The organism is Gimesia chilikensis, from assembly GCF_008329715.1.
In the GTDB taxonomy this organism is placed as follows: domain Bacteria; phylum Planctomycetota; class Planctomycetia; order Planctomycetales; family Planctomycetaceae; genus Gimesia; species Gimesia chilikensis.
The window spans coordinates 1-24,099 of the sequence record NZ_VTSR01000004.1; the positions used below are offsets into that span (position 1 = coordinate 1).

Annotated in this window: 25 protein-coding genes; 16 read left to right on the plus strand and 9 right to left on the minus strand. The window is 54.9% G+C overall.

Features of this window, described 5'->3' with window-relative positions; all coding sequences use genetic code 11:
- The first annotated feature begins 609 nt into the window (after positions 1-609).
- The 3 genes from FYZ48_RS03230 to FYZ48_RS03240 all read left to right on the plus strand — a co-directional run bounded on the left by FYZ48_RS03230 (position 610) and on the right by FYZ48_RS03240 (position 4,400).
- Complete coding sequence (locus FYZ48_RS03230) at positions 610-2,091, plus strand: amidohydrolase (RefSeq protein ID WP_149337485.1); 1,482 nt, start codon at positions 610-612, stop codon at positions 2,089-2,091.
- A 102-nt stretch (positions 2,092-2,193) separates the two neighbouring features.
- Entirely contained in the window at positions 2,194-3,150 is a 957-nt protein-coding gene (locus FYZ48_RS03235) for a PAC2 family protein (protein ID WP_149337488.1), read from the plus strand.
- Positions 3,151-3,194: 44 nt separating this feature from the next.
- Positions 3,195-4,400: a methionine adenosyltransferase gene (locus FYZ48_RS03240; protein WP_149337491.1), complete on the plus strand. Its 1,206-nt coding sequence runs from the start codon at positions 3,195-3,197 to the stop codon at positions 4,398-4,400.
- A gap of 7 nt (positions 4,401-4,407) precedes the next feature.
- Here the strand turns inward: FYZ48_RS03240 and FYZ48_RS03245 are convergent, their stop codons facing one another.
- Together FYZ48_RS03245 and FYZ48_RS03250 are read right to left on the minus strand one after the other, a co-directional pair.
- On the minus strand, positions 4,408-5,082 hold the full coding sequence (locus FYZ48_RS03245) for a protein-L-isoaspartate(D-aspartate) O-methyltransferase (protein WP_149337494.1): 675 nt from the start codon (positions 5,080-5,082) through the stop codon (positions 4,408-4,410).
- Positions 5,083-5,124: 42 nt separating this feature from the next.
- On the minus strand, positions 5,125-5,562 hold the full coding sequence (locus FYZ48_RS03250) for a CBS domain-containing protein (RefSeq protein ID WP_149337496.1): 438 nt from the start codon (positions 5,560-5,562) through the stop codon (positions 5,125-5,127).
- 369 nt (positions 5,563-5,931) lie between these two features.
- On the opposite strand from FYZ48_RS03250, the gene FYZ48_RS03255 reads away from it, so the two are divergent.
- Complete coding sequence (locus FYZ48_RS03255) at positions 5,932-6,465, plus strand: Hsp20/alpha crystallin family protein (protein ID WP_187781848.1); 534 nt, start codon at positions 5,932-5,934, stop codon at positions 6,463-6,465.
- A gap of 112 nt (positions 6,466-6,577) precedes the next feature.
- Here the strand turns inward: FYZ48_RS03255 and FYZ48_RS03260 are convergent, their stop codons facing one another.
- Both FYZ48_RS03260 and FYZ48_RS03265 read right to left on the minus strand, forming a co-directional pair.
- On the minus strand, positions 6,578-7,213 hold the full coding sequence (locus FYZ48_RS03260) for a response regulator transcription factor (protein WP_232101981.1): 636 nt from the start codon (positions 7,211-7,213) through the stop codon (positions 6,578-6,580).
- A gap of 173 nt (positions 7,214-7,386) precedes the next feature.
- Positions 7,387-8,547, minus strand: a complete 1,161-nt coding sequence (locus FYZ48_RS03265; RefSeq protein WP_149337503.1) for a baeRF3 domain-containing protein — start codon at positions 8,545-8,547, stop codon at positions 7,387-7,389.
- A gap of 529 nt (positions 8,548-9,076) precedes the next feature.
- Between FYZ48_RS03265 and FYZ48_RS03270 the strand changes: the two genes are divergently transcribed.
- The 12 genes from FYZ48_RS03270 to hypE are packed head-to-tail and all read left to right on the plus strand — an operon-like array spanning position 9,077 to position 19,915.
- A complete protein-coding gene (locus FYZ48_RS03270) occupies positions 9,077-9,550 on the plus strand; it encodes a Crp/Fnr family transcriptional regulator (RefSeq protein ID WP_187781849.1) in 474 nt (157 codons plus the stop codon).
- Entirely contained in the window at positions 9,547-10,671 is a 1,125-nt protein-coding gene (locus FYZ48_RS03275; protein ID WP_149337508.1) for a 4Fe-4S dicluster domain-containing protein, read from the plus strand. Before FYZ48_RS03270 ends, FYZ48_RS03275 begins: the two co-directional genes overlap by 4 nt.
- Complete coding sequence (locus FYZ48_RS03280; protein ID WP_149337510.1) at positions 10,668-11,543, plus strand: FAD/NAD(P)-binding protein; 876 nt, start codon at positions 10,668-10,670, stop codon at positions 11,541-11,543. Before FYZ48_RS03275 ends, FYZ48_RS03280 begins: the two co-directional genes overlap by 4 nt.
- Before the next feature lie 2 nt (positions 11,544-11,545).
- Positions 11,546-12,337 carry an NADH-quinone oxidoreductase subunit B family protein gene (locus FYZ48_RS03285; protein ID WP_149337512.1) on the plus strand — a complete coding sequence of 264 codons (792 nt, stop codon included), beginning with the start codon at positions 11,546-11,548 and terminating at the stop codon, positions 12,335-12,337.
- Complete coding sequence (locus FYZ48_RS03290; protein WP_149337514.1) at positions 12,334-13,626, plus strand: Ni/Fe hydrogenase subunit alpha; 1,293 nt, start codon at positions 12,334-12,336, stop codon at positions 13,624-13,626. The genes FYZ48_RS03285 and FYZ48_RS03290 overlap by 4 nt, the downstream gene beginning before the upstream one ends.
- Before the next feature lie 3 nt (positions 13,627-13,629).
- Entirely contained in the window at positions 13,630-14,109 is a 480-nt protein-coding gene (locus FYZ48_RS03295) for a hydrogenase maturation protease (protein WP_149337516.1), read from the plus strand.
- Positions 14,102-14,473: a hydrogenase maturation nickel metallochaperone HypA/HybF gene (locus tag FYZ48_RS03300; RefSeq protein ID WP_187781850.1), complete on the plus strand. Its 372-nt coding sequence runs from the start codon at positions 14,102-14,104 to the stop codon at positions 14,471-14,473. The genes FYZ48_RS03295 and FYZ48_RS03300 overlap by 8 nt, the downstream gene beginning before the upstream one ends.
- Positions 14,470-15,159 carry a hydrogenase nickel incorporation protein HypB gene (gene hypB, locus FYZ48_RS03305; protein ID WP_149337520.1) on the plus strand — a complete coding sequence of 230 codons (690 nt, stop codon included), beginning with the start codon at positions 14,470-14,472 and terminating at the stop codon, positions 15,157-15,159. Before FYZ48_RS03300 ends, hypB begins: the two co-directional genes overlap by 4 nt.
- Positions 15,137-17,434: a carbamoyltransferase HypF gene (gene hypF, locus FYZ48_RS03310; protein WP_149337522.1), complete on the plus strand. Its 2,298-nt coding sequence runs from the start codon at positions 15,137-15,139 to the stop codon at positions 17,432-17,434. Before hypB ends, hypF begins: the two co-directional genes overlap by 23 nt.
- Positions 17,425-17,700, plus strand: coding sequence for a HypC/HybG/HupF family hydrogenase formation chaperone (locus FYZ48_RS03315; protein ID WP_149337524.1), 276 nt, complete (start codon positions 17,425-17,427; stop codon positions 17,698-17,700). The genes hypF and FYZ48_RS03315 overlap by 10 nt, the downstream gene beginning before the upstream one ends.
- Positions 17,697-18,797 (plus strand): hydrogenase formation protein HypD, encoded by a 1,101-nt coding sequence (gene hypD / locus FYZ48_RS03320; RefSeq protein ID WP_149337526.1) that lies wholly within the window; start codon positions 17,697-17,699, stop codon positions 18,795-18,797. Before FYZ48_RS03315 ends, hypD begins: the two co-directional genes overlap by 4 nt.
- A 41-nt stretch (positions 18,798-18,838) precedes the next feature.
- A complete protein-coding gene (gene hypE, locus FYZ48_RS03325) occupies positions 18,839-19,915 on the plus strand; it encodes a hydrogenase expression/formation protein HypE (RefSeq protein ID WP_149337529.1) in 1,077 nt (358 codons plus the stop codon).
- A gap of 14 nt (positions 19,916-19,929) precedes the next feature.
- Here the strand turns inward: hypE and FYZ48_RS03330 are convergent, their stop codons facing one another.
- From FYZ48_RS03330 to FYZ48_RS03350, 5 genes are read right to left on the minus strand one after another with little or no spacing between them, the layout of a single operon-like run.
- Positions 19,930-20,442 (minus strand): CBS domain-containing protein, encoded by a 513-nt coding sequence (locus FYZ48_RS03330; RefSeq protein WP_149337531.1) that lies wholly within the window; start codon positions 20,440-20,442, stop codon positions 19,930-19,932.
- Between the two features lie 60 nt (positions 20,443-20,502).
- Complete coding sequence (locus tag FYZ48_RS03335) at positions 20,503-21,390, minus strand: F0F1 ATP synthase subunit gamma (RefSeq protein ID WP_149337533.1); 888 nt, start codon at positions 21,388-21,390, stop codon at positions 20,503-20,505.
- 14 nt (positions 21,391-21,404) lie between these two features.
- Entirely contained in the window at positions 21,405-22,940 is a 1,536-nt protein-coding gene (locus tag FYZ48_RS03340) for an alternate F1F0 ATPase, F1 subunit alpha (protein ID WP_149337535.1), read from the minus strand.
- Between the two features lie 39 nt (positions 22,941-22,979).
- Positions 22,980-23,780, minus strand: coding sequence for a F0F1 ATP synthase subunit B family protein (locus FYZ48_RS03345; RefSeq protein WP_149337537.1), 801 nt, complete (start codon positions 23,778-23,780; stop codon positions 22,980-22,982).
- Between the two features lie 30 nt (positions 23,781-23,810).
- Entirely contained in the window at positions 23,811-24,089 is a 279-nt protein-coding gene (locus FYZ48_RS03350) for a F0F1 ATP synthase subunit C (RefSeq protein ID WP_145042003.1), read from the minus strand.
- Between the last annotated feature and the right edge of the window lie 10 nt (positions 24,090-24,099).

Consider the following 24,099-nt stretch of genomic DNA (forward strand, 5'->3'; position numbering starts at 1 on the left):
AAACCAGGAAGCAATGGCAACAATTTGCTTTGGTGGGAAACTATTTGTAATCGGAGTTACTAGCGCCTTGCCGCTCAGGGGGATGCTTCAGCTGGATTGGGGGATACATGGGGACGTTGGTCTTTTTCAATTGGAAGTTGGTTATGAATGGATTGCTGTTCTGTTTCGATACTGAATTCTGTGGAAGGGCGTGGGGGCGTCAAGACAGAATTTTGTCCCGATGTGGCCGGATTTTGTCACCCTTTGTCCCGGATTTTGTCCACGTCTGGCCGGAATGTGTCCCGGTGTGCCCTGAACAAGAGAAGGGAACAGGGCGAACCGATTGGGGAGAGACAGTTGAATTTGTAGTGAAAAACGGGGTGAGTTCAGGTGCTGATTCGTCAGTGGTGCCGAATGTTCTGGTGGATGTGAACGTGCCTCGCGCGCGAGCCAGAAGGGACCAGCATATGCATCGGGAGGGCCGGTTCAAGTCCTGTTTATTCAGTATTTCATCAGTGAAAATCCTGCAGTGCAGGAGGGGGAAATCAGATGACTTTCGAGACGGGCTGTGTTAGTCTGAATTGAGACACAAACCTGTAGCGCTGCACTTCTCTGAGGAACAGATTAATCATGCATGTAAAAAATAACTGGTGGACTGGTTCGATCGTGGGTTTGCTGCTGGCGAGTAGCGGTCTGATGCTGAGAGCGGCTGAGAAAGAGCAGCCCACATTGAGTAAGGCCCAGCAGACGGCGGTGCAGGATGTGCAGCAGCGGGCGGAAGATCTGAAAGCGGTGAACCAGTCGATCTGGAATTATGCGGAAGTCGGCCTGCAGGAAACGAAGTCATCTCAGCTGCTGATTGAAAAGCTGGAAGCGGAAGGCTTCAAGGTTAAAAGCGGAGTGGCGGATATGCCGACCGCGTTTGTCGCCAGTTATGGGAGCGGAAAGCCGATCATCGGGATCCTGGCAGAGTATGATGCGCTGCCGGGGCTGTCTCAGAAAACGGTTCCCTATCGTGAGAGTCAGTCTGAAGGGGGAGCCGGTCATGCCTGCGGACACAGTGGGCTGGGAACCGCGGCACTGGGGGCGGCGCTGGCCGTTAAGGAGGCCGTCGACAAACATGGTCTGAAGGGGACGGTGCGACTATACGGAACGCCGGCTGAGGAGACCGGACTGGGGAAGGTCTATATGCTGCTGGATGGCCAGTTCGAGGATCTGGATATCTGTCTGCACTGGCATCCCGGAAATAATACCAATGTGCATCTGGGAAGTTCGAAGGCGCTTGTTTCGGTCAAGTTTACGTTTACCGGTTTGCCTTCGCATGCGTCGGTGAGTCCGGAGAGTGGCGTGAGTGCCCTGGATGCGGTGGAGCTGATGAATACGGGCGTGAATTATATGCGGGAGCATGTTAAAGAAGATGCCCGGATGCATTACGTGATTATTGATGGCGGGGGGCAGCCCAACGTGGTGCCTGCGAAAGCGACTGTCTGGTATTACGTGCGTGCGAACGCGCATGAAGATCTGGAACGCTATTATCGCTGGGTCGTTGATATCGCTAAAGGGGCGGCCCTGATGACGCGCACCAAGCTTTCGATTCAGGTGGATACCGACAATCATGAGCTGATTCCCAATACGCCGCTCTCGGAGTTGATACATGAGAAGCTGACGGTGATTGGGCCTCCCGAGTTTTCGGAAGAGGAGAAAGCGTTTGCCCGCCGGATTCAACAGCCGCTGATTGAAGAGTTCGGGCAGACATTCCCCGTGGCAATCGACAGCAGGGTGCATACGCTGCTGGAATCGAAAACATCTTCCAAGGGTTCAACGGATGTGGGGGACATCAGCTGGCACATTCCCACGGGCGGTCTGCGGACGACCTGTTTTGCAGCGGGAAATCCGGGGCACAGCTGGCAGAACGTAGCCTGCATCGGTTCTTCCATCGGCGAGAAGGGGATTCTGTATGCAGCGGAAGCTCTGGCGGCGACAACGGTGGCGCTGATGGAAAACCCGGTATTGGTTAAGGAAGCGAAAGCGGACTTTGATCAACGTATGAAGGACCGGAAATACATCACGTTGATTCCCAAGGGGCAGAAACCGCCGGTGAAAATCAGATAATTGGCAACCAGTGAGAGTGGGAACAGGTGTTTTTCGTAATTACCCGCCTACGATCAATTCAGAAGCAGAGCATCAGACAACCTGGAGCAGGAGGACCGAGAGATGAATTTGATTGATGGCGTTCAGGAATTGAAATCGCCGTGGATGATTGCTGTCTGGCCCGGGATGGGAAACGTGGGACTGACCGCGGGATACTATCTGATGGCCAAACTGGGAATGGAACTGCTTTCCGAGTATTCCCCGCCTGAGCTGTTCGACATCGATTATGTCGAAGTCGAACGGGGAGTGATTCATACGGGGGCCCGACCGCGGAGTCGTTTTTTTCTGTGGAAAGATCCAGAGGAACAGCACGACCTGGTCGTGCTGATCGGAGAAGCCCAGCCTCAGTTCGGCAAATATTCCTACTGCAAGAAGATGATTTCGTATGCACAGGACCTGGGGATCGAGCGGGTCTTTACGTTCGCGGCGATGGCCACCGGGATGCATCCGGAACATGAGTCGCGTGTATTTGCAGCCGTGACGGATTCGGAAGATCTCAAGGAGATGCGGGTGAATAACCTCGAGATTCTGCAGGAAGGAAATATCAGCGGACTGAACGGGATTCTGCTGGGGGCCGCTGCGGACAAGGGATTGAGTGGAACGTGTCTATTGGGAGAGATGCCGCATATTTTTTCTCAGTTACCGTTCCCGAAAGCGTCGCTGGCCGTATTGAAAGCGTTTCGGTTGATCTCGGGAATTGAGATCGAAACCAGTGAGCTGGTCGAGCAGGCCGAGACGATGGAGAAGAAGCTGGGGGAATTGCTCTCTCAGGTCGAAAAGTCGATGGGTGAGAAGGCGGAGCAGCCCGAACAGTCGGAATCGTTCGAGGAGTCGTTGCAGCCTGAAATGCCCGAACAGCCGAAGTTGACGCCGGGAGAGGAACAGCGGATCGAGCAGCTGTTCGAGGAAGCGAAGCAGAACCGATCCAAAGCGTATGTGCTCAAACAGGAACTGGATCGCCTGGAGGTCTTCGCAGACTATGAAGACCGTTTTCTGGATCTATTTAAAAATCGTGGCTGAGTCTGTTTAAGCAGTGCAGCACGTCAAAGGGAGTCCATTTTCTGATGGAACATTTTCACCTGGAATCACTGGGACCACTTACGACCGCTGAGAAAGCGGTGGAATTCGTGGAGCGGAAGGGGATCGGTCATCCGGATACGATCTGTGATGGCATTGCGGAAGCGATTTCGATCTCGCTGTCACAAAGCTATTTGCAGTGGGCGGGACGGATTTTGCATCACAATATCGATAAAGGGTTGCTGGTGGCGGGACATACGGAGCCCGAACTGGGAGGCGGAGTCGTCCATACGCCGATGCGACTGGTGATTGGAGATCGCGCGACCTCTGAGTGGGAAGGGCATCGAATTTCCGTGGAAGAGATTGCACTGGAAAGTGCCCGGGAGTGGATCAAAGCGCATCTGCCTCTGGTCAATACCGAGACACATGTGGTGTTTCAAAATGAGCTGCGCGCCGGTTCCGCAGAGCTGACAGACATCTTCTCGCGAGCGCGGCTGTTATCGAATGACACTTCAGCGGCGGTCGGTTTTGCACCGCTCACCGAGACTGAGCAACTGGTGCTGGAGTCGGAGCGGTTCCTTAATACCGAGGAATTCAAACTGAAGTATCCGGAGACGGGACAGGATGTGAAGGTGATGGGGGTGCGCAGAGACAAACATCTGCAGCTGACCCTGGCGGTGGCGATCGTCGACAGGTACATCGAGGAAGTGCAGTATTACTTCGACCGGAAAAAGGAACTGGCGGACGAGCTGACGGCATTTCTGGAACCGCAGCTCAAAACACTGGACGGCGTGGATCTGGCGCTCAACACCCTGGATAATCCGGAGCGGGGGATGGACGGCATGTATCTGACCGTGCTGGGAACCTCAGCCGAGGCTGCCGACGGTGGTCAGGTGGGACGAGGTAATCGAGTGAACGGTTTGATTACGCTGAATCGTCCGATGAGTGCAGAAGCGGCGGCGGGGAAGAATCCTTTCAGCCATGTGGGGAAGATTTATAATGTGTTGTGTCATCAACTGGCGCAGCAGATTTATGACGAACTGGAACCGGTCAAGGAAGTGATCGTGCGGATGTGCAGCCAGATTGGTCATGAGATCAGCGAGCCGTGGATGGTGAGCACGGAAGTGGTACTGAGCGAGGGAGTCGAACTCAAGGAGGTGGAAGAGCCGATTCAGAAGATTATCGATCGGCAACTGAGAAACATGGAAGATTTTGTCAGACGACTGGCCAGCGGAGAATTCCCGGTTTACTGATGACGCTTCAACGGTCCCAGCCGAATTCACCGATGAGCGGGACGAAGGCGAAACCGCCGAGGTTTTCTTCATCGAGGTGTCCCTGGCGGAGCGTAAAGCGGCACATGGTCTGCCCGGTGTATTCGCCTCCAATGGGAATGATGATACGACCACCTGCGTTTAGTTGATCGACATAAGGTTGAGGGAGTTCTTTGGCGCCTGCGGTGACGATAATGGCGTCAAAGGGAGCGGCTTGCGGGACGCCGAGAGTGCCATCGTCGGTATAGACTTGGACATTGTCGTAACCGAGACGGTCCAGTTTTTCGCGCGCCTGTTCTGCCAGTTCGGGAATGCGTTCAATGGTGTGGACTTCACGAGCGAGGAGCGACAGGACCGCGGCGCCGTAACCGGATCCGCAACCGATTTCGAGGACCTTTTCACCGCCGGTCAATTGAGCGGCCTGACACATGAACGCGACCGTATAGGGTTGCGAGATGGTCTGCTGGCAGTCGATAGGGAGGGCACAGTCATTGTAGGCGTAACGTTTGTTGTCGGGTGTGACGAATTCTTCCCGGGGAACGCTGCGCATGGCGTGGAGCACGCGGGAATCGGTGATACCCCGTTCCCGCAGGTGCTCCCGCAGCATACGCTCGCGTGCATGCGAATAGATGTCGGTCTCGGAATGCTGATCAGAGTTGGTCATGTTCGACGGTTAATTCTCCGTTTGAGGAGTGCTGAGGACTGGTCAGAGCTGGGCCAGGCTGGCCGGGCTCTCTTTCTGGATGAGCTTTCCGATCTCGGTGAATTCCTCACAGAGCAGTTCGAGGATGTCGTCGAGCGTCAGAACACCGATCAGCTTGCCCTCCTGATCGACGACCGGCAGTCGTCGGAAGCCGCCGGATCGCATTTTCGTGAGGGCGGCTTCGATGGACGTCTCCTCAGAGATGCTACAGGGGAATCGAGTCATAATGTCCGCGATCGTTGTTTCGATAGCGTCGCGTCCTTTCCCGACCACGCGGAGTGCCAGGTCCCGATCGGTGAGCATGCCGATGGGGTGGGATTCTTCATCAAGGACGATGAGTGTGCCCACGTTACGGGAATTCATGCGTTCGGCGGCGACTTGAACGGATTCGTTTTGATCAACCAAATCGACTTCTCTAGTGCAAATTCGACCTGCAGTCATGACTTTCTCCTTTGCAAAAATGTGATGTCGTGTTTCTGATTGAAAACAATAACGATAGAGAAACGGGCCCAGAGAGTGGCAAACCGCTTCTTTATTCCAGCATAACGAATCTTAGCGATGTGTAAACAGGTTCTGGATAGTCTGAAAACCGATCGTTGTGATGGGGGAATTCCCCAGGCGGAGGGCAGGGGATACCGTAGTATAGTTCTCTTTATTTTCCTGATTTCAGAACGGATGAGGAGCAGGTAGGATGCCGTCAAAAAAACAAAGACGGCCAGTCGAACTGGAGAGCCAGTCTGACTGGAGTCGGTCTGCTGACCTGGTCAGCAGAATATCCCCTGTCAGCTTTTCATAAGGAGAGAAATGACGATGGCGACAACCATGACAAAAGAGAAAAACCAGCCGATGCAAGCTGCTCAGCCTGAGGTCAAAACGCGGCTACTGTCACAACGTCCGGGTGCTTTCAGTTCGTTTCTGGGGCGTGCCCCCTTCTGGTCGTTGCGGGATGAGATGGATCAGCTGCTGTCACGTTTTTCTGATGACTGGAGCAGTGGCTGGATGACTCAGGGGTTTGAAGCTTCACTTGACCTGTCCGAGACGGATGACAAAATCGAAGTTCATCTGGATGTTCCTGGAATCAAGCCTGAAGAGATTACTGTTGAGGTCAGTGGCAACCAGTTACGGATTACCGGGGAGCGGAAAGAAGACCGGGAAGAAAAAGGCAAAACGTATCATCGCGTGGAACGCCATTCAGGTAGTTTTTCACGGACAGTGACGTTGCCTTGTGAAGTGAAGGAACCTGCGATTGAGGCCTGTTGTGACAACGGCGTGCTGACGATTTCACTTCCGAAAGCAGAGAGCGTCAAAGCACACAAGGTGACTGTGAAGCCGAAAGCCAAATAACTCCTGAGTCGATGGTGGTGGCTTTACATTCAAACGGGTGGTGTGTCGCATCAGGCGTGTTGCGGCGCACCATCTTTGATTTTAGAGGGAGAGATTTAGAGTCAGGGGTAACTTACTGGCGGTTTTCCAGGACCCACTGAATCGCATGTCGGGTGAGTTCCGTCGCGTTAGACAGATTCAGTTTATGTTTGATGTTCTCGCGGTAGGTTTCGATTGTTTTCGCGCTGAGATTCAACTTGGAAGCGATCTGGCGGGTGGTTTCTCCCTGGCCGATCTGCTCAAAGACTTCCAGTTCCCGGTCGGAGAGTTTCTCGATGGGGGAGAGGTGTTCGTCTTCCAGGGCACCAATGGAACGAGAGATCATACGTTCGGTGACGTCCTGGCTGAGATAGATTTTACCGGAAAGTACACGTTCGATGGCGTTGATTAACTGCTCGGGTGCCTGCTGTTTATTGACGAACCCCTGTGCGCCCGCACGAATACAACGTTCCGCGAAGAGGCTTTCATCATGCATCGAGACGGCAAGCAGTTTGACTTGTGGGAACTGAGACTTGACGTCTTTGATCAGTTCCAGCCCGGAGCCATCGGAGAGGGAGATGTCCACGATGACCAGATGGGGGGCGGTCTCTCGGATCTGCTGGAGGGCTTCGACTTTACTGCCAGCCTGGGCGCAGACCTGTAGATGATCTCGTCGCTGGATGAGATGGACGTAGCCTTCCCGAACGATGGGATGATCGTCAACAATCATGATACGGGTGCAGGAATGACTATGTGAATCGTCTCTGGAGTGTTCTTCCATCACTGGCCCACGTGAAGTCAGGTTCTGATCGAGGATTCGGATAGCAGAACCATTCTATACTGCGGGAGTGATGGAGAACATCGTCCAATTTTGAGTTTTTTTACTATGAATTACAAATACTACTACCAGCGTAAATATGCGGCGACCGGTTTGTCTTCGGGCATATCAGATTCCGCAACGACGTAAGGGATACCACCATGTTTATAGGTGTTACGGATCGCTCTGTTGAGTAGGGCGATATCGCCATTCACGGGTTGATCGTGGGTTTTGACCAGTTCGCCGTCGCCGGGGGGCTGCCCCCAGAGTTCTGAGCCAAGCGGTGCGAACAGGGTTTCGATTCGACCTTCATCGGCCGCCTGGAGAATGGCTTCCAGCTGGTGCGTAATCCGGGAGGTTCCCAGATGTTTTTGATACTGTTCGCGAGCCTTACGCAGCGGTTCGCCAGTGATCTGTTCGATGACGGGTAATGCCGCCTCGTACAATTCCTGTTCGTTCAGATGATCGGGCGAGGTGGAAATCCCCTGTTCGAGCAGGTTTTTCGCATGATAATGTTTGCGGAACATGCTCTGTTGTTTTTCGGAGGCAATCAGAATCATCGGAGGTCCGTCGTTGTCCAGATACTTCTCCAGTTGCTTGGCCAGAATCTGGAAATAATCCGTCAGGAGGGTTTCATTAAGTTCTTTCGTTAAACCATGGCCGTGCAGCATGGAGGCATTATCGCTCCCCGGGCCGACATGGGAAGTCGTATGATGCTGCAGGGATTCCTCGAACTGGGTTTTCGAGGAGATAGCTTCAATATTTTCGGGGATATTATCCGGCAGCTCCAACTGCTTGAGCTCCCCATTCTGGTGGCGAATCAACCGGACTGATTTGGGACAGACCGCCAGGAGGTCAAAATGATCATTTTCGTAGACCTTGAAGAAGAGCGGATTCACGTAGAAGCTGTCTTCAACTGTCAGACTCTGCGGGCACTGGTAAAACAGGTCGTATTGCTGAAACATGCCGGGGGCCAGCAGGATACAAATTCCCTGGGCGGGACCACGTCCCCAGAAATTACCGTCATTTTGGATTTTGCGAGCGGGTTCGAGCAGCATTTTGATTTCGCCCGTGCCCATCCCCCGTTCCTGTAAGGCTGTCTCCGCCTGATCGAGCATGTTTCGTAGATGAATGGGATCTTCACGATAGTCGGATAAGGCTTGGTGTCGAGGCAAATAGATTGAAATACAGGGGCCTTGTTCCCATTCCGTCAGAGACTTCAATTCGTCATGCGCGAGAGTCTTCATAGATCGCTCCTTGAGTATTAAAAACGTAGATGCTGGTTGATAATTAGCCGATGCTTCTGATCGCAAACTCAAGTTGACCCGCACTGTCTGTTCAGCAACCGCGACAGTCAATGCTGTAACATCTATTGTACGAAATTAAATGAGCGATGCGAATAAAATCAGAATGCAGGCACCGGTTCTTAAAAATCAGGCTCTCTATCAGTGGGCTGGTTTCAGAGCCTGATAGATTCAGACGCAAGATACATGCCAATGGGGATGGTTCCTGTCTGGGAGACGAGGGTGAATCAGTAAACCAGAGCATTTTATCAAAGGCACTTTGAGACTGGGTATGGGACAAATGGCGTCTTTACTGATGGGGAGATTCCCGATACTTCGGCGGATCTGTTTTTCGTTTCTCTTCCAAGGTTGGGACTATAGACGCTGCCGGCGCTGCGGGATAAAATCCGATACAGAGATCCAGACTGACTTCCCTGTGAGTTCAACGAAAGCAGAGGCTGCTATGGAGGCAAATCCGCTTCTGGAAATTCTGATGAAACTGCGGTTTACTGCAGGCTTGTCAGAAGAAGATCAACACAAACTGGCTGCGATTGCACGACAACGGAAATTCAGAGCTGGGGAAACTCTATTTACAGAAGGCAGCGATCACAAAGATCTGTATGTGATCTGCAGCGGTCGAGTCGAGATTTGTATGACGATTCCCGCCCGTGGCTGTCTGCCGGTGCTAACCCTGGAAGCGGGTGACCTCGTCGGCTGGTCGACGATATTACAACAGGGGGAAATGACTGCCACTGTCGCCGCGATCGACGAAACCGAAGTCATCGCCATCAATGCCGAAGCGTTAAGGGCGCTGTGTGATGCGGATCACGATATCGGTTACCAGATCATGCAGCGGATTGCACGGGCCCTGTCACAGCGGCTGGTTGCCTGTCGCCTGCAGGTGCTGGATATGTACGGCGAACACCCCGGTCAGACATTTCTGAGCGAGAAGGGGAACGTGGAATGACGGAAGCCCCACAGGCCAACGACCGGCGTTCCTGTTTTCTCGCGCTCGATCAGTTTGCCAGACTGTTTGATGTGCTGCACTCGCGGGGTTACGAAATTATCGGCCCCACGATTGATCAGGAAGCTATTGTTTACGATCGCCTCCATTCAATTGACGATCTGCCCCGCGGCTGGACCGACATCCAGGAGCCGGGAAAGTATCGACTTGAAGAACGCGATGATCAGGCGCTGTTTGGATATAATGTCGGACCCCAGTCCTGGAAAAAAAATCTGTTTCCCCCATTCAGCACACTTTCCATTGCGACGAAGTCGGACCAGGGTTGGAATTTCAGCGAGTCTGAAGAACCAACTCCCCAATACGCGTTTCTGGGCGTGCGGGCCTGTGAACTGGCTGCTATCGGAATTCAGGACAAGGTCTTTGTGGGAGGCCCTTATGTCGATCCCCAGTATCAGCGTCGTCGTGCAGCTGCATTGGTGATTGCGGTAAACTGCACGCAGGCAGCTTCGACCTGTTTCTGTACTTCAATGAACACGGGCCCCCGTTGTCAGCAGGGATTCGATCTGGCGTTGACCGAGTTACCAGACGGCTTCCTGGTAGAAGTCGGCTCCGAAGCGGGCGAGGAGATTCTGCAGAAACTGGAGACGGTCGAAGTCTCCGCTGATCAGGAGTCACAGGCCACCGCTGCCCGGCAACAGGCCGTCGATCAGATCGAACGCGAATTCGATACGACTGATATTAAGGACCTGCTGCTGTCGAATCTGGAGCATCCCCAGTGGGACGACGTGGCGGAACGCTGTCTTTCCTGTACTAACTGTACGATGGTCTGTCCCACCTGTTTCTGCAGTTCGGTAGAAGAGGTCAGCGATCTAGCCGGCGAACAGGTCGAACGCCAGCGGGTATGGGATTCCTGTTTCAACGTCGAATTCAGCTATATGAACGGGGGGCTGGTCCGCAATGGGGTTCGCAGTCGCTATCGACAATGGCTGACGCATAAGCTGGCGAGCTGGATAGATCAGTTCGGAACTTCCGGTTGTGTCGGCTGTGGTCGCTGTATTACCTGGTGTCCGGTGGGCATTGATTTAACTGCTGAAGTGACCGCAATCCGGGAGTCTTCAACATGAATGAATCTGCTTCCGCTGCTGCCAGCCACTTCACTCCCCAGTTGAATGCATGGATCCCTCAGACCGCGGTGATTCGCGAGATCAGACCAGAAGTGAGTGGTGTGACCACTTATCAGCTGGCACTCATCGATTCCGTTGCTGCCGAGACGTATCGCTTCGCCCCGGGGCAGTTCAATATGCTGTATGTTCCCGGAGCAGGGGAATCTGCGATTTCCATGAGTGGCGATCCGGATGCCACAGAAATATTAACACACACGATCCGCAAAGCGGGAAACGTGACCGGGCGGATTGCAGCGATGCAGGTTGGGGACACGCTGGGACTGCGAGGACCCTTTGGAACCAGCTGGCCCGTGGAGCAGTGCAGGGGAAAAGATGTGATTCTGGTGGCGGGGGGCATCGGATTGCCACCGCTCAGACCAGTGATCTATCGCATGTTGGCTGACCGGGAAAATTATGGACAACTGACTTTGCTCTATGGCGCCCGCACGCCGGAGATGCGACTCTACACGAACGAGTATAAGCGCTGGCAGCGACAGGGGTTCGATGTCCGCCAGACCGTGGACCGGTCAGCACCGGGCTGGCAGGGAAATGTCGGCGTAGTTCCCCAGTTACTCGAACGCCTGCAGACTTTCGATCCAGCGAATACGATCATGATGATCTGTGGACCGGACATCATGATGCGATTCACGGCGCGGGCTGCTTTGCAGCGGGGAATGACTACGGAACAGATCTGGGTTTCGACCGAACGGAACATGCAGTGCGCGGTGGGGCTCTGTGGTCATTGTCAACTGGGCCCGGAATTCATCTGTAAGGATGGTCCGGTCTTTCGCTACGATCAGATCTCTCCCTGGTTGAAAGTGGAGGGACTTTAAATATGTGTAAGCCACGCCTGGCTGTATTCAAGTTCGCCTCCTGCGATGGTTGTCAGTTGTCACTGCTGGATGCCGAAGATCATCTGCTCGCCGTCGCGGATGCAGTGGAGATCGTCTATTTCCCTGAAGCAACCAGCCACATGGAAGAGGGACCGTATGACATCGCTCTGGTGGAAGGTTCCATCACCACGCCCCACGATGCAGAACGGATTCAGCAGATACGCAAAGATGCCCGCTACCTGATGACGATCGGTGCCTGTGCGACCGCCGGGGGCATACAGGCTCTGCGGAACTGGGCCGACAAAGATGAATTTATGCAGGCCGTGTATGCGACGCCGGAATACATTCAGGTCCTCGAGACGTCGACGCCGATCGCCGAGCATGTGCAGGTCGATTTTGAACTGCGGGGCTGCCCGATTAACCAGTATCAACTGATCGAAGTCATTCGCTCGCTGCTTGCGGGGCAGACGCCCCGTACTCCCCGGCACAGTGTCTGTCTGGACTGCAAACGGCGGGGGACGGTCTGCGTGACGGTTGCGCAGGGAACGGCTTGTCTGGGGCCGGTTACCCAGTCGGGGTGTCATGCACTCTGTCCCAGTTACAACCGGGGCTGTTATGGCTGTTTCGGACCTGCGCTGCAGGCCAACCTGGTGAGTCTTTCTGAACAGATGGAGCGAGAAGGTGCCTCGAAAGCGGAAATTGCTCACAAGCTGAAGAACTTCAACGCCTATTCACACGCGTTTCGAACAGAGAGTACGCGTCTGGTGCAACTGGAGGGGGATCAGCGAGGATGACCGAGCGAAAGATCAAAGTCGAAACGCTGACCCGCGTAGAAGGAGAAGGGGGGCTCTACGTCCGCCTGCAGGGGGAGCAGGTGGAAGAAGTCCGTCTGGAAATCTACGAACCACCGCGGCTGTTCGAAGCGCTTCTGCGAGGACGGCCACTCGAAGATGCCCCTGATATCACGGCCCGGATCTGTGGAATCTGTCCTGTGGCGTACCAGATGAGCAGCGTGCATGCAATGGAAATGGCGTTGGGAGTCGAGATCACTCCCGAGATACGTCGTCTGCGCAGATTGCTGTATTGCGGGGAGTGGATCGAGAGTCACGGCCTGCATATGCATCTGTTACACGCCCCTGATTTTCTGGGATTTGAAAGCGGGCTGGCGATGGCCAAACAGTTCCCGGATGAGGTCAACCGGGGGCTGAGACTGAAGAAACATGGGAATCAGTTAGTCGACCTGCTGGGGGGGCGGGCCATTCATCCCGTGAATGTCTGTGTCGGAGGTTTCTATCGTATTCCGAGCCGCAACGAGTTTCAGAAACTGGTGCCCGATTTTGAATGGGGTTTGAACGCAGCCATTGAGACCACCCGCTGGGTCGCGGGCTTCGAATATCCCGAACTGGAATCAGAGTGTGAATTTGTTTCACTTTCGCATCCCGATGAATATCCCATGAACGAAGGTGTCATGCAGACCAGTTCCGGGGATCAGATCGAAATCAGCGACTACCGCGATGAGTTTCAGGAACAACAGGTACCACACTCGACGGCCCTGCATGCCATTCGCAAAACGACCGGGCGTCCCTATCTGCTGGGCCCTCTGTCACGGGTGAATCTGAACCGCGATCGGCTTTCTCCATCGGCGCGAAAACTGGCCGATGAAATAGCGTTTGAGCCCGAGTGCAGGAATCCGCATCGAGCAATCATTGCCCGGGGGCTGGAACTGGTACACTCGTACGAAGAGGCGCTGCAGATTCTCCGCGACGAGCATTCTACCAGGCAGCCACGCGTGACATATGACTATCAGGCCGGTGTGGGCATGTCGGCGACAGAAGCGCCCCGCGGAACACTCTTTCATCGTTACGAAATTGACACTGAAGGTAAGATCGTCGAGGCGGACATAATTCCTCCGACTTCTCAGAATCAGGCACAGATTGAAGTCGATTTGAAAGCATGGGTGGGCCAGGTAATTGAGAAAGAAGAGTCACAGGCAGCCCGTCTCTGTGAAAACCTGGTGCGGGCCTATGATCCGTGCATCAGTTGTTCCACCCATTTTCTGAATGTCACGATAGAACGGTCCTGAGGTATGACAGATTCCCGACAGATACAGGTCGCAGGGCTTGGCAGTCCGCATGGCGATGATCAGGCTGGCTGGGAAATAGTTCGCGCGCTGGAAAAAAGCGGCCTGTCTCATACGATGGTTCATCTCTCACGAACGCCGGATGACTTGCTCAACTGGCTCGATCCTGCGTATCCTCTCGCCATCTGTGATGCCTGTCGCGGCGCTGGCCCGGTGGGGAGCGTGCATCGCTGGCAGTGGCCAACCGCTGAACTGGATCAGGTGAACTGGTCGGGGACACATCAGATCGCACTGCCGGGGGTGTTATCGCTGGCGGAAGAACTGGGGCAGCTTCCTGCTCAGGTTAACATCTGGGGTGTCGAAATAGCAGAGGCAGTACCCGGAGATATCATCTCGTCAGAGGTGTCTGCCGGCGTGGAACGCGCCGTCAAGATGATCTGTCGGGAATGGGATGTCATACGCTCTCTGGAGGTCGATCATGCATGAGCGGTCCCTGGTACAGACGTTGTTGAATCAGGTCCAGCAGGTCGTAGACGCCGATGGCGGGGGCGTGGTGAAAGAGATTCAGGTGCAGGTCGGAGACCTGTCGGGAGTCGAACCACTGTTGTTTGAATCGGCTTTTGCAGAACTGGTGACAGAATGGTTCTCGCAGGAATGTCGCCTCGTGCTGGACATCGTACCGGTCAAAGCGGAATGTCGCCTGTGTGGTCAGTGTTTTGAAGTCCAGGATTATGAGTTTCTCTGTCCCGCTTGCGGGACCGGCCCCGTTGAGGTGATTCAGGGAGACCAAGTGAAACTGATGAGTATTACTGTCGATTCTGAAAAATCAGTGTCAGGAGCGAAGTCATGAACACCCGCGTGTTATCTGTCAGACGGGACATCCAGGCGGAACAGAAAGCGGACGCGGCTGCAGAACGGGAACGCCTCGGTCGGCGGGGAACGCTGGTAATCAACCTGCTTTCTTCTCCAGGTTCGGGCAAAACCTCTCTGCTGGAAGCGACGGCCCGGCATTGGGCTGGTCGCCGCAGCATGGCCGTACTGGTTGGTGATCTGGAAACAGACCGGGATGCACAACGCCTGGCGCCTTTAGTGCCGGTAGCACAGCTGACAACGGGGGGCGCCTGTCATCTGGAACTGCCTCTTGTGCAGCGGGGATTGCAGGCATTGGGAGATCCGGCGGTTGACTTTCTGTTTATCGAGAACGTGGGCAACCTGGTCTGTCCGGCGTCTCACGATCTGGCAGAACATCTCCGCGTGGTCCTGATCAGCACGACGGAGGGGGACGATAAGCCGGGCAAGTATCCCAAGATGTTTCGCACCAGTCAGGCTATGGTTGTGACCAAGCAGGATCTGCTCCCTCATGTCCCTTTCTCTATCGAAGCAGTGACCGAAGATGCATTGAAAATTCAACCGGCGCTGAAGGTCCTGACGACATGTGCAATCGATAATCGTGGCATTCAGGAGTGGTGTGAATTTCTGGAACAGCAGTATCAGGAAAAAATCGAGTCCGTTTATGAACCGGCAGTCAATCGGTAATCCGGAAGTAACACAGATCGCCGTACAGATTACGTGTAACGGTCGTGTGCAGGGAATCGGCCTGAGACCCGCGGTAGCACGCTGGGCGCACGAACTGGGCCTGGCCGGTTCAATCTGTAACACCTCTGCGGGGGTAAAGCTGCACGTAGAGGGACCTGCTCCGCTGATACGGCGATTCGAAGAGGGGCTGGAAGCCCATCTGCCAGTTGAAGCAGTACTGGAAACACGGACGCGTCAATCTGTTGAATATGAGGGTATGAGTTCATTTCAAATTCTGGAGAGTGACGAGGTTGGCTTGCTGAGAACCGCAGTTCCTTCGGATCAGGCCGTCTGTCAGGCGTGTCTTGAAGAAATCTTCGATCCTGACGATCGTCGTTATCACTATCCCTTTAACAGCTGCACGGACTGTGGTCCCCGCTATTCGCTGATCAAAGCCATGCCTTACGAACGACGGCAGACTGGAATGGCAGAGTTCGACATGTGTGAAGCGTGTGCCGCCGAACATGAATCCGCGGCTGACAGACGGTTTCATGCGCAAACCATCGCCTGTCCGGACTGTGGCCCTCAAGTCTGGGGGGCGGATTCTCAAGGAAATACTGTTTCTTCAGGTCAGACTGCAATTGAGAGAGCAACTCAGGCATTAGCACGCGGTCAGATTGTGGGGCTGCGGGGCCTGGGAGGCTATCAGTTACTTGTCGATGCCCGTTCTGATGCCGCGGTTCAGACATTACGTCGCCTGAAACATCGACCGTCCAAGCCCCTGGCTGTCATGGTACGATCGCTTGCAGAGGCACAGCGATTGGCGATTGTAGACGACATAGAAGCCGGGGAGCTCAGTTCCGCTGTGGCTCCGATTGTATTGCTGCGTGCCCGGCAGGAGTCTGGTCTGTCACGTAAGTTGAATGCCGGATTACAGACCATTGGGGTGATGCTACCCACGACACCTCTGCATGCACTGCTGCTGGATCAATGTCGATTTCCACTGGTTGTCACCAGCGCAAACCGGGAAGGATCGCCCATCCCCTGTCAATCAAAGGCAATCGAAGCCGAGATCCGTGAAGGTGCCGAACTGTGGCTGGAACACGATCGGCCAATTCAGCGGCCCATCGATGACAGCGTCGTCCGTGTCATGGCGGGACGAAGTATGACGATGCGATTGGCCCGCGGGCTGGCTCCCTTGTCCCTGCCTGTGAAAAGTGACGAATCATTGATGGCCACGGGAGGGCAGCAGAAGTCTGCTTTCGCGCTGTGTAACGGACAGCAGGCGATATTGGGGCCGCATATCGGAGAGCTGGATAACGTAGCCGCTTGTGAACGCTATCTGGATCAGTTAGAGGCTCTCAAACAACTTTACGATGTCTCGCCTGCGGGGCTGGTCTGTGATCAACACCCGGATTATTTCACGACACAGTGGGCGGAACGTGAAAACATTCCACTGGAACTGGTGCAGCATCATCATGCACACATCGCAGCATGCATGCTGGAGCAGGGCTGGCTGGAACGACGTGTCCTGGGAGTCGCATTCGACGGAACCGGCTGGGGAGAAGATCAGACCATCTGGGGAGGCGAATTCTTACTCGCGAACGCCCGGGAATATGAACGCGTCGGGCGACTGTTACCGTTCGCGTTTCCGGGTGGCGAACAGGCGATTCGCGAACCGTGGCGAATTGCGGTGACATTACTTACAGACGCGGTAGGAGACCAGGCGGCATATCATCTGGAAATCGAGCATGTGCAGGTGGCAGCACTGCTCAAAATCGCGCAATCCCGACGCCTCTCCCCAGTGACGAGTAGCGCGGGCCGGCTGTTTGATGGTGTGGCCTCACTTATCCTGGGTTGTCGGCAGTCTAGCTTTGAGGGACAGGCAGCAATGTTGCTGGAAGCGGCCTGTAATACTGCAGAATCAGACGCGTATGGCTTTCCGATTCAGGAGGGCGATCTGCGGGAACTCGACTGGAGACCTGCGGTCAGACAGCTCTGGAAGGATCGTCTGCAGGGAGTTGAACCGGGTCGGATGGCGATGCGTTTTCACCGGGGTCTGGCACGCGGAATTGCCCAATTCTGTGCTTCGTATGCGGAGTTCCCCGTTGTCCTGGGAGGAGGCGTATTTCAGAATCGTTGCCTGGTCGAACTGGTTGCTGCTGAGTTCAGACAGAGTGGCCAGGAGCTTGGTCTACCGGGACGGATTCCCACCAACGATGGCGGCCTGGCGGCGGGGCAGCTGGCGATTGCGCAAGCCAGACGGGAAAGGAAGGACACAAACCAATGTGCTTAGGTATCCCGGGAAAAATTATACGCTGGCTGGAGCGGGACGGCGTCTTTGCACAGGCGGAAGTTGAATTCGACGGCGTACGTCGCGTGGTGCATATGGCCTGTGTCACGGAAGCGGAGGAAGGGGAATTCGTCATCGTCCACGCCGGCATCGCTATCAGTCGGGTGGATCCCGAGGAAGCAGAACAGATCTTCAAAACACTGGCTGCGATGGGAGACGATGCAGGCTGGCAGGCAGCCGAGCCAGACGATACGGGGTACGAATCATGAAGTACCTGGATGAATATCGAGACCCGGCAGCAGCACAGCGCCTGCTGGCGGAAATTCGGAAGACCGCCACACGCCGTTGGACGTTGATGGAAGTCTGCGGAGGCCAGACCCACAGCCTGCTCCGACACGGGATCGCTGCAGAACTGGAAGGGACCGTAGAACTGATTCATGGTCCCGGTTGTCCGGTCTGCGTCACCAGTCAGGTAGACATCGATTTCGCCTGTGAGCTGGCGCAGCGGGAAGACATGATTCTTGCCAGCTTTGGAGATATGCTGCGTGTGCCGGGCAGTGAGCGTTCGCTGCTCGATGTTCGCACCGCGGGCGGGCAGGTGCAGGTCGTGTATTCGCCTCTGGATGCGGTCAGACTGGCTCAGAAAAATCCCCAGCGACAGATCGTCTTCTTCGCAGTCGGTTTCGAAACGACGGCTCCTGCGACGGCACTGGCGGTCAGGCAGGCGGAGCGAGACGGAGTGCAGAATTTCAGTCTGCTGGTTTCACATGTGCGTGTGCAGCCGGCGATGGAGTCCCTGGTGAAAACACCCGATCATCGGGTTCAGGCATTTCTGGCGGCAGGTCATGTCTGCACCGTGATGGGCTACGAATCGTATGAATCATTTGTGGAACGCTATCAGTTACCCGTGGTCGTCACCGGCTTCGAGCCCCTGGATCTGTTGGAAGGGATACTGGCCTGTGTAAGACAACTCGAACAGGGACAGGCACGGTTGGAAAACTGTTATGCCCGCGCTGTGCAGGCCGCAGGGAATCGAGCCGCACGCGATCTGGTTCAGGAGATCTACCAGATCAACGATCGCACCTGGCGTGGATTCGGTGTGATTTCCCGCGGAGGCCTGGAACTACGACCTGAGTGGAGCCATTTTGACGCGCGACTGCGTTTTGAAAAATCTGAGCTGCCGGTGCTGGAGAATGATGCGTGTCGCAGTTATGACGTCATGACCGGTCAGCTGAAACCGACGGACTGTCCCGAATTCGGTAAACGCTGCAGTCCCGATTCACCCCTGGGAGCACCGATGGTATCGTCAGAAGGCGCCTGTGCTGCCTATTATCGTTATGCTATGCCAGTGGACCACACAACTTGATGCGGAACTGAGTAACGGAATTTAGCAGGAAGAAGCGGAAGATGACCGAACGGGAAGGTAAATCTCAAGGCGGCTGGCAGCTGAACTGTCCGGTCTCACTCCGCGATTATGCGGAATGCGTGACACTGGCGCACGGAGAAGGGGGACGGCTGTCGCGGAAGCTGATCCAGGATCGGATTCTAAAAATCCTGCAGCCGGTCGCTTCTCAGTCTCTGGATGACTCCACTCGATTACCCCACAGCGGACAACCACTGGCCATGACAACGGATAGTTTTGTCGTCACCCCATTATTTTTCCCGGGAGGAGACATCGGTTCGCTGGCGATCTATGGTACGGTTAACGATCTGGCGGTCAGCGGCGCCAGGCCACGCTGGCTGACCCTCTCACTGATAATCGAGGAAGGGCTTCCTCTGGCGGTGCTGGAACGAATTCTGGAAAGTGTCGCACGAGCAGCAGGAGAGACTGCAGTGCAGGTTGTGGCTGGAGATACCAAGGTTGTTCCACGGGGGGCGGTGGATGGACTGTTTATCAACACCGCGGGGGTCGGGGAGTTGCTGGAGCCGGTTCCCCCCGGTCCGGCTCAGCTCCAGGCAGGTGACGAACTGATCGTCAGTGGTCCTCTGGGCCAGCACGGGATGGCGGTGATGGCGGTGCGGGAAGAACTGGGTATCGAGCCGCTACCGCAAAGTGATTCGGGTTCGCTGTATCCTGCCGTAGAGCAGCTGCGACTCACTCTGGGGACGCGAATCCGCTGTCTGCGCGATGCAACACGAGGTGGAGTGGCTGCGGTTTTGCACGAATGGGCAGAAGTCTGTGGAAAGACATTGAGTATCGAGGAACGAACTTTGCCTGTAACGCCTGAAGTGCGTGGAATCAGTGAGTTGCTCGGGCTCGATCCGCTGCATATCGCTAACGAAGGGACAATGCTGCTGGCTGTGGAGCAGGGGGTGGCGGCAGAGGCTGTTGCGCAGTTGCAGATGATTCCGGGCATGGAGCGGGCCAGTCGGATCGGTGTCGTCAGAGAACGCGGTGTTGCTCCTGTGACGGTGCAACGCACACTGGGAGCGGAACAGCCACTGGCGGACCCCCTGGGGAGTCCGCTGCCTCGGATCTGCTGACTCTGAAAACGGGCTTACTCGTGATCACGATCAATGGTGAATCGCAGATTGAGGGTTTGCGATGTGTCACGCAGCATGCGTTCGTGATCCTGGTGATGCAGATTCTTTTTGTAATATTCATCCATCTCTTTGAGAATATCGTGCCGACTGACAATCCCCAGCAGGTGTCCATTTTCAACAACCGGCAGATGTCGCAGTTTGTGGCTGTTAAAGACTGAGACAATCGAGAACAGATCTGTGTGGGGGGTAATGCAGATCGGATGCGCGGTCATGATGGTGCGGGCTGTCTGCGGAGGGCTGGGGAAGCCGAAAAAGACTTCATCAGAGAGCGCACACAGGCAATCGTGTTCGGAGATAAAACCCTGCAGGATCTTCTTGCCATCCTTAAGCTCGACCACGGGGGCATTTGAGACATGATGCTTCAACAGAAAATGGATCACATCAGACAAATGCATGTCGGGAGTGACAACTTCCACGTGGGTGGTCATGAAATCGCTGGCTACGGGAGTTGTGGGCTGATCGGTCATGGTACTGCGCTTTCTGTTATGTTAAGTGTGTTGAAATTAGATATTCAGACAGTCGGTGTTTTATTTCTCCTCTTTGAGAGCTTCAAAGCCGGTGACCACATCGAGGAGTTCTTCCGTGATCGCGGTCTGGCGACGTTGATTAAATTCGGCCTGAAGATTCATCAGCCGCTCTTTAATATTGTGTTCTGCTGCCTGCATGGACGCAATCCGACTTGCGTTTTCACCCGCCTGAGATTCTGCACAGGCGCGGAACAGCGAAACAAACAGATATTGTCGAATGAGCCGCGAGAGTAAAACGCCGGGAGGCATCGTAAACAGGGGCAGTGAACGGGATGATGAGGCGGGTGTATAACTCTCTGCGAGTTGAGCAGGATCAATGGGCAGTAGCTGCTGGGCATGTGGCTTATAGGATGAGGCGGAAACCCGTTGATTGTAGAAGATATAGATTTTCCCCAGGTGTCGTTCATATCGCCAGCGATCAATTTCTGCGAGGATGTCTGCGACGAGGGGGGATATGCCGGTAACGGCTCCCGGCAGATTGAATTCGTAGTCGATCTGGCAACCTGCGTCCAGGAGTTTCCCGGAGATACGGGATCCGATGACCATCCACGCATGCTCTGTCGCTGGCTGGGGATCATCCGCAAAATAATCCAGTGCGAAAGAACCGATCTGCTCATTGAACTGACCGCACATTCCCTGGTCAGAACCGAAGACAATAATGCCTGTTGAACCGGTTCCCTGCAGTTCAGACAGGCTTGTCTGCGGAGGCACGTTTTTCAGGACCATGGCTAATCCGCGATTGACCGTTTCCGCGAAATCTTCCAGTGAATCGACGGCCTGTTCGTATTGGCGGATGCTGACCGCGGCCAGGGTTTTCATTGTCCGCACTACCGATTCCAGGTCGCGTGTGCTGTCGATACTGCGTTTTAAAGTTTCAAAGTCCTGCATGCTTCTGCTTCACTTCAAGCCTGGTCCTGTGTGAATAATGCGACTTCTTTATGCGCTGCTTCTACAATCGCCTGTTGGTCACTGTCGGTCAGTTTTTTCCCCTCCAGAATGGCTTCACTCAAGTTGGGGAAGTCGGATTCGAGCAGAGGCGCGATGCGTTCTTCCAAAGTCCGGATGTGTTTTAAATCGATATCATCGAAGACACCTGCAGACATCGCGACCAGGACCGAGATCTGTTCCGGCACGGAAAGTGTCTGATACTGAGGCTGTTTGAAGATCTCACGCACCCGTCGCCCCCGTTCCAGCGTTGCCAGCGTTTCCTCATCCAGACGACTGCTGAAGCGGGAGAACGTTTCCAGTTCCTCGAACTGACTGTAAGAGAGCCGTAAATCGCCGGCGACTGCCCGGTAGGCAGGCAGTTGTGTCTTGCCGCCGACTCGGGAAACGGAACGCCCCACATCCACAGCGGGCAGAATTCCTTTCTGGAATAACTGGGGAGACAGATAAATCTGGCCATCGGTGATCGAAATCAGGTTCGTCGGAATATAGGCAGAAAGATTCTGAGCTTCCGTTTCTGCAACGGGAAGGGCGGTCAGCGAACCGCCTCCCAGTCGTTCATGCAGGTGCGTGGACCGTTCCAGCAGCCGGGAGTGCAGATAGAAGATGTCCCCAGGAAAGGCTTCGCGACCGGGAGGCCGTCTGAGCAGCAGAGAAAGTTCGCGATAAGAACGGGCGTGAGAAGTCAAATCGTCATAGATGACTAGCACATCCTGACCACGGTCCATAAAATACTCGCCGAGGGTGGTCGCTGCATAAGGCGCTACGAACTGCAGACCCGGGGGGGCATCGCTCTCGGCGACGACGACAGCGGTGTAATCCAGCGCACCATGCTTGCGTAAATCGTCGATGACTTTCGCGACTGCGGTATTTCTCTGACCAATGGCGCAGTAAATACAGATCACGTCTTTGTTTTTCTGGTTAAGAATCGTGTCCAGGGCGATGGCGGTCTTCCCGGTCTGACGGTCTCCGAGGATCAACTCCCGCTGGCCGCGACCGATGGGGATCAGAGCATCAATCACTTTCAGGCCGGTCTGTAGTGGAACCGTGACGGGGGAGCGATCCGTAATCGATGCCGGATCCCGTTCATAAGGACGACGTTCGGCCGCAGAGACAGGACCGTGACCATCCAGGGGACGCCCCACCGGGTCAATCACGCGCCCGATCAATGATTCACCGACTGGTACGTCTAACAGTCGATGTGTGCGGCGGACTTCATCGCCGGCTGTCAACTGGTCGCTGGGATCCAACAGGACGACGCCTACTTCATTCGGATCCAAATTCAACGCCAGTCCCAGTACATGATTGGGGAACTGCAGCAGTTCTTCTGATTGAACGTTGGGAAGCCCGCTGACCCGGGCATGACTGCGACCGACGTAGGTGACTTTTCCGATTTCAATCAACCGGGGGTCGAAATCGTGCTGCTCCAAAACACCACCGAATTTACCGAATGTGTTATCGAGCAGAATCTGGATGTCAGGATGAATACTCATAAAGCTCTTTCACGCAGGTTGTGTCGGTCTCGTATCATTTCAGGAGGCAGAAGGAGTACTTTCAACGCCGGATTCCAAGGTGATGACTTCGTTCAGGGAACGGACAAATTCTTCTTCCAGTTCTTCGAGTGGCTCCTGCAGGTTCCAGGCGACTTTATATCCGGAGATATGCAGGTCGATCCCACAGATCAGATCGGGGCGTTCGCGATATTCGATGTCGACCTGTATGTCGAGAAATTCAGAGATAAACTTACTGATGCGGTCGCGGTCTGATTGTTCCAGTTCGAGGGCACTTTCCACCAGGACCCGGCTGTCGGGCGTTCTGAGCAGATCACGGAATTTCAGCTTCTGCTGCTCTTCAATCCGGCTGATGCGTTCCAGGAACACAGAAATCGTCTGCTGCTGCAGGTCGGCATTGGCCAGTTCCTTGAGGACGCACTGGCTCATGTGGTGGATGTGGCCGGCCATCCGTACGCGGGCTTCGCGGAGGAACGACTCCCGTTCCCGATGCAGGGCTCGATACCAGTCCTCTTTTTCCTGATCCACTTCCTTCCGGGCTCGTGCCAGATGCTCTTCTCGCCAGCTTTGAATTTCTTTGCCTGCCTCAGCCAGCAGTTCGTCTTTGGCATGTGTCAGTTCTGCGGTCTTCTCCTCGTATTCCGCGACTTCGGCGGCTGCCTGTTGTTGTATCGCAAGGGCTTTCTGATGTTCGTCAGCGATTTTCTGTTGCCGTTCCTGCATCGCCTTTGTGATCGGCTGATACAAAAAGTGCGTCAGCAGCCAGACGAGAACCAGGAAGTTGAGGATTTGAGCGGTAAACGTAAACCAATCAATGGACATGATCTAATCCCGAGTGTACTGCTGAAGTTATTAACTGCCGGTGGCCTGCAGAAAGTGATTCCAGAACGGATTCGCGAAAATTAGAATCATGGAAATCACAAAACAGTAAATCGCCGTGGATTCCACCATGGCCAGACCGACGAACAGCGTACGGGTAATCGTACTGGCTTCATCGGGCTGCTGGGCAATCGCGCTCAGGGCCTGTGCCAGGGCGCGGCCTTCCCCGAGCGCGGGGCCAACCGAACCGATGGCAATTGTGATGCCTGCGGTAAAGATGGAAACTGCTGCAATAACGGTATCTGCATCCATAGAAGACGTT

Coding starts and splice junctions, on each gene's coding strand:
- FYZ48_RS03230 (WP_149337485.1), top strand. CDS start 610: ATGCATGTAAAAAATAACTGGTGGACTGGTTCGATCGTGGGTTTGCTG.
- FYZ48_RS03235 (WP_149337488.1), top strand. CDS start 2,194: ATGAATTTGATTGATGGCGTTCAGGAATTGAAATCGCCGTGGATGATT.
- FYZ48_RS03240 (WP_149337491.1), top strand. CDS start 3,195: ATGGAACATTTTCACCTGGAATCACTGGGACCACTTACGACCGCTGAG.
- FYZ48_RS03245 (WP_149337494.1), bottom strand. CDS start 5,082: ATGACCAACTCTGATCAGCATTCCGAGACCGACATCTATTCGCATGCA.
- FYZ48_RS03250 (WP_149337496.1), bottom strand. CDS start 5,562: ATGACTGCAGGTCGAATTTGCACTAGAGAAGTCGATTTGGTTGATCAA.
- FYZ48_RS03255 (WP_187781848.1), top strand. CDS start 5,932: ATGGCGACAACCATGACAAAAGAGAAAAACCAGCCGATGCAAGCTGCT.
- FYZ48_RS03260 (WP_232101981.1), bottom strand. CDS start 7,213: ATGATTGTTGACGATCATCCCATCGTTCGGGAAGGCTACGTCCATCTC.
- FYZ48_RS03265 (WP_149337503.1), bottom strand. CDS start 8,547: ATGAAGACTCTCGCGCATGACGAATTGAAGTCTCTGACGGAATGGGAA.
- FYZ48_RS03270 (WP_187781849.1), top strand. CDS start 9,077: ATGAAACTGCGGTTTACTGCAGGCTTGTCAGAAGAAGATCAACACAAA.
- FYZ48_RS03275 (WP_149337508.1), top strand. CDS start 9,547: ATGACGGAAGCCCCACAGGCCAACGACCGGCGTTCCTGTTTTCTCGCG.
- FYZ48_RS03280 (WP_149337510.1), top strand. CDS start 10,668: ATGAATGAATCTGCTTCCGCTGCTGCCAGCCACTTCACTCCCCAGTTG.
- FYZ48_RS03285 (WP_149337512.1), top strand. CDS start 11,546: ATGTGTAAGCCACGCCTGGCTGTATTCAAGTTCGCCTCCTGCGATGGT.
- FYZ48_RS03290 (WP_149337514.1), top strand. CDS start 12,334: ATGACCGAGCGAAAGATCAAAGTCGAAACGCTGACCCGCGTAGAAGGA.
- FYZ48_RS03295 (WP_149337516.1), top strand. CDS start 13,630: ATGACAGATTCCCGACAGATACAGGTCGCAGGGCTTGGCAGTCCGCAT.
- FYZ48_RS03300 (WP_187781850.1), top strand. CDS start 14,102: ATGCATGAGCGGTCCCTGGTACAGACGTTGTTGAATCAGGTCCAGCAG.
- hypB (WP_149337520.1), top strand. CDS start 14,470: ATGAACACCCGCGTGTTATCTGTCAGACGGGACATCCAGGCGGAACAG.
- hypF (WP_149337522.1), top strand. CDS start 15,137: ATGAACCGGCAGTCAATCGGTAATCCGGAAGTAACACAGATCGCCGTA.
- FYZ48_RS03315 (WP_149337524.1), top strand. CDS start 17,425: ATGTGCTTAGGTATCCCGGGAAAAATTATACGCTGGCTGGAGCGGGAC.
- hypD (WP_149337526.1), top strand. CDS start 17,697: ATGAAGTACCTGGATGAATATCGAGACCCGGCAGCAGCACAGCGCCTG.
- hypE (WP_149337529.1), top strand. CDS start 18,839: ATGACCGAACGGGAAGGTAAATCTCAAGGCGGCTGGCAGCTGAACTGT.
- FYZ48_RS03330 (WP_149337531.1), bottom strand. CDS start 20,442: ATGACCGATCAGCCCACAACTCCCGTAGCCAGCGATTTCATGACCACC.
- FYZ48_RS03335 (WP_149337533.1), bottom strand. CDS start 21,390: ATGCAGGACTTTGAAACTTTAAAACGCAGTATCGACAGCACACGCGAC.
- FYZ48_RS03340 (WP_149337535.1), bottom strand. CDS start 22,940: ATGAGTATTCATCCTGACATCCAGATTCTGCTCGATAACACATTCGGT.
- FYZ48_RS03345 (WP_149337537.1), bottom strand. CDS start 23,780: ATGTCCATTGATTGGTTTACGTTTACCGCTCAAATCCTCAACTTCCTG.
- FYZ48_RS03350 (WP_145042003.1), bottom strand. CDS start 24,089: ATGGATGCAGATACCGTTATTGCAGCAGTTTCCATCTTTACCGCAGGC.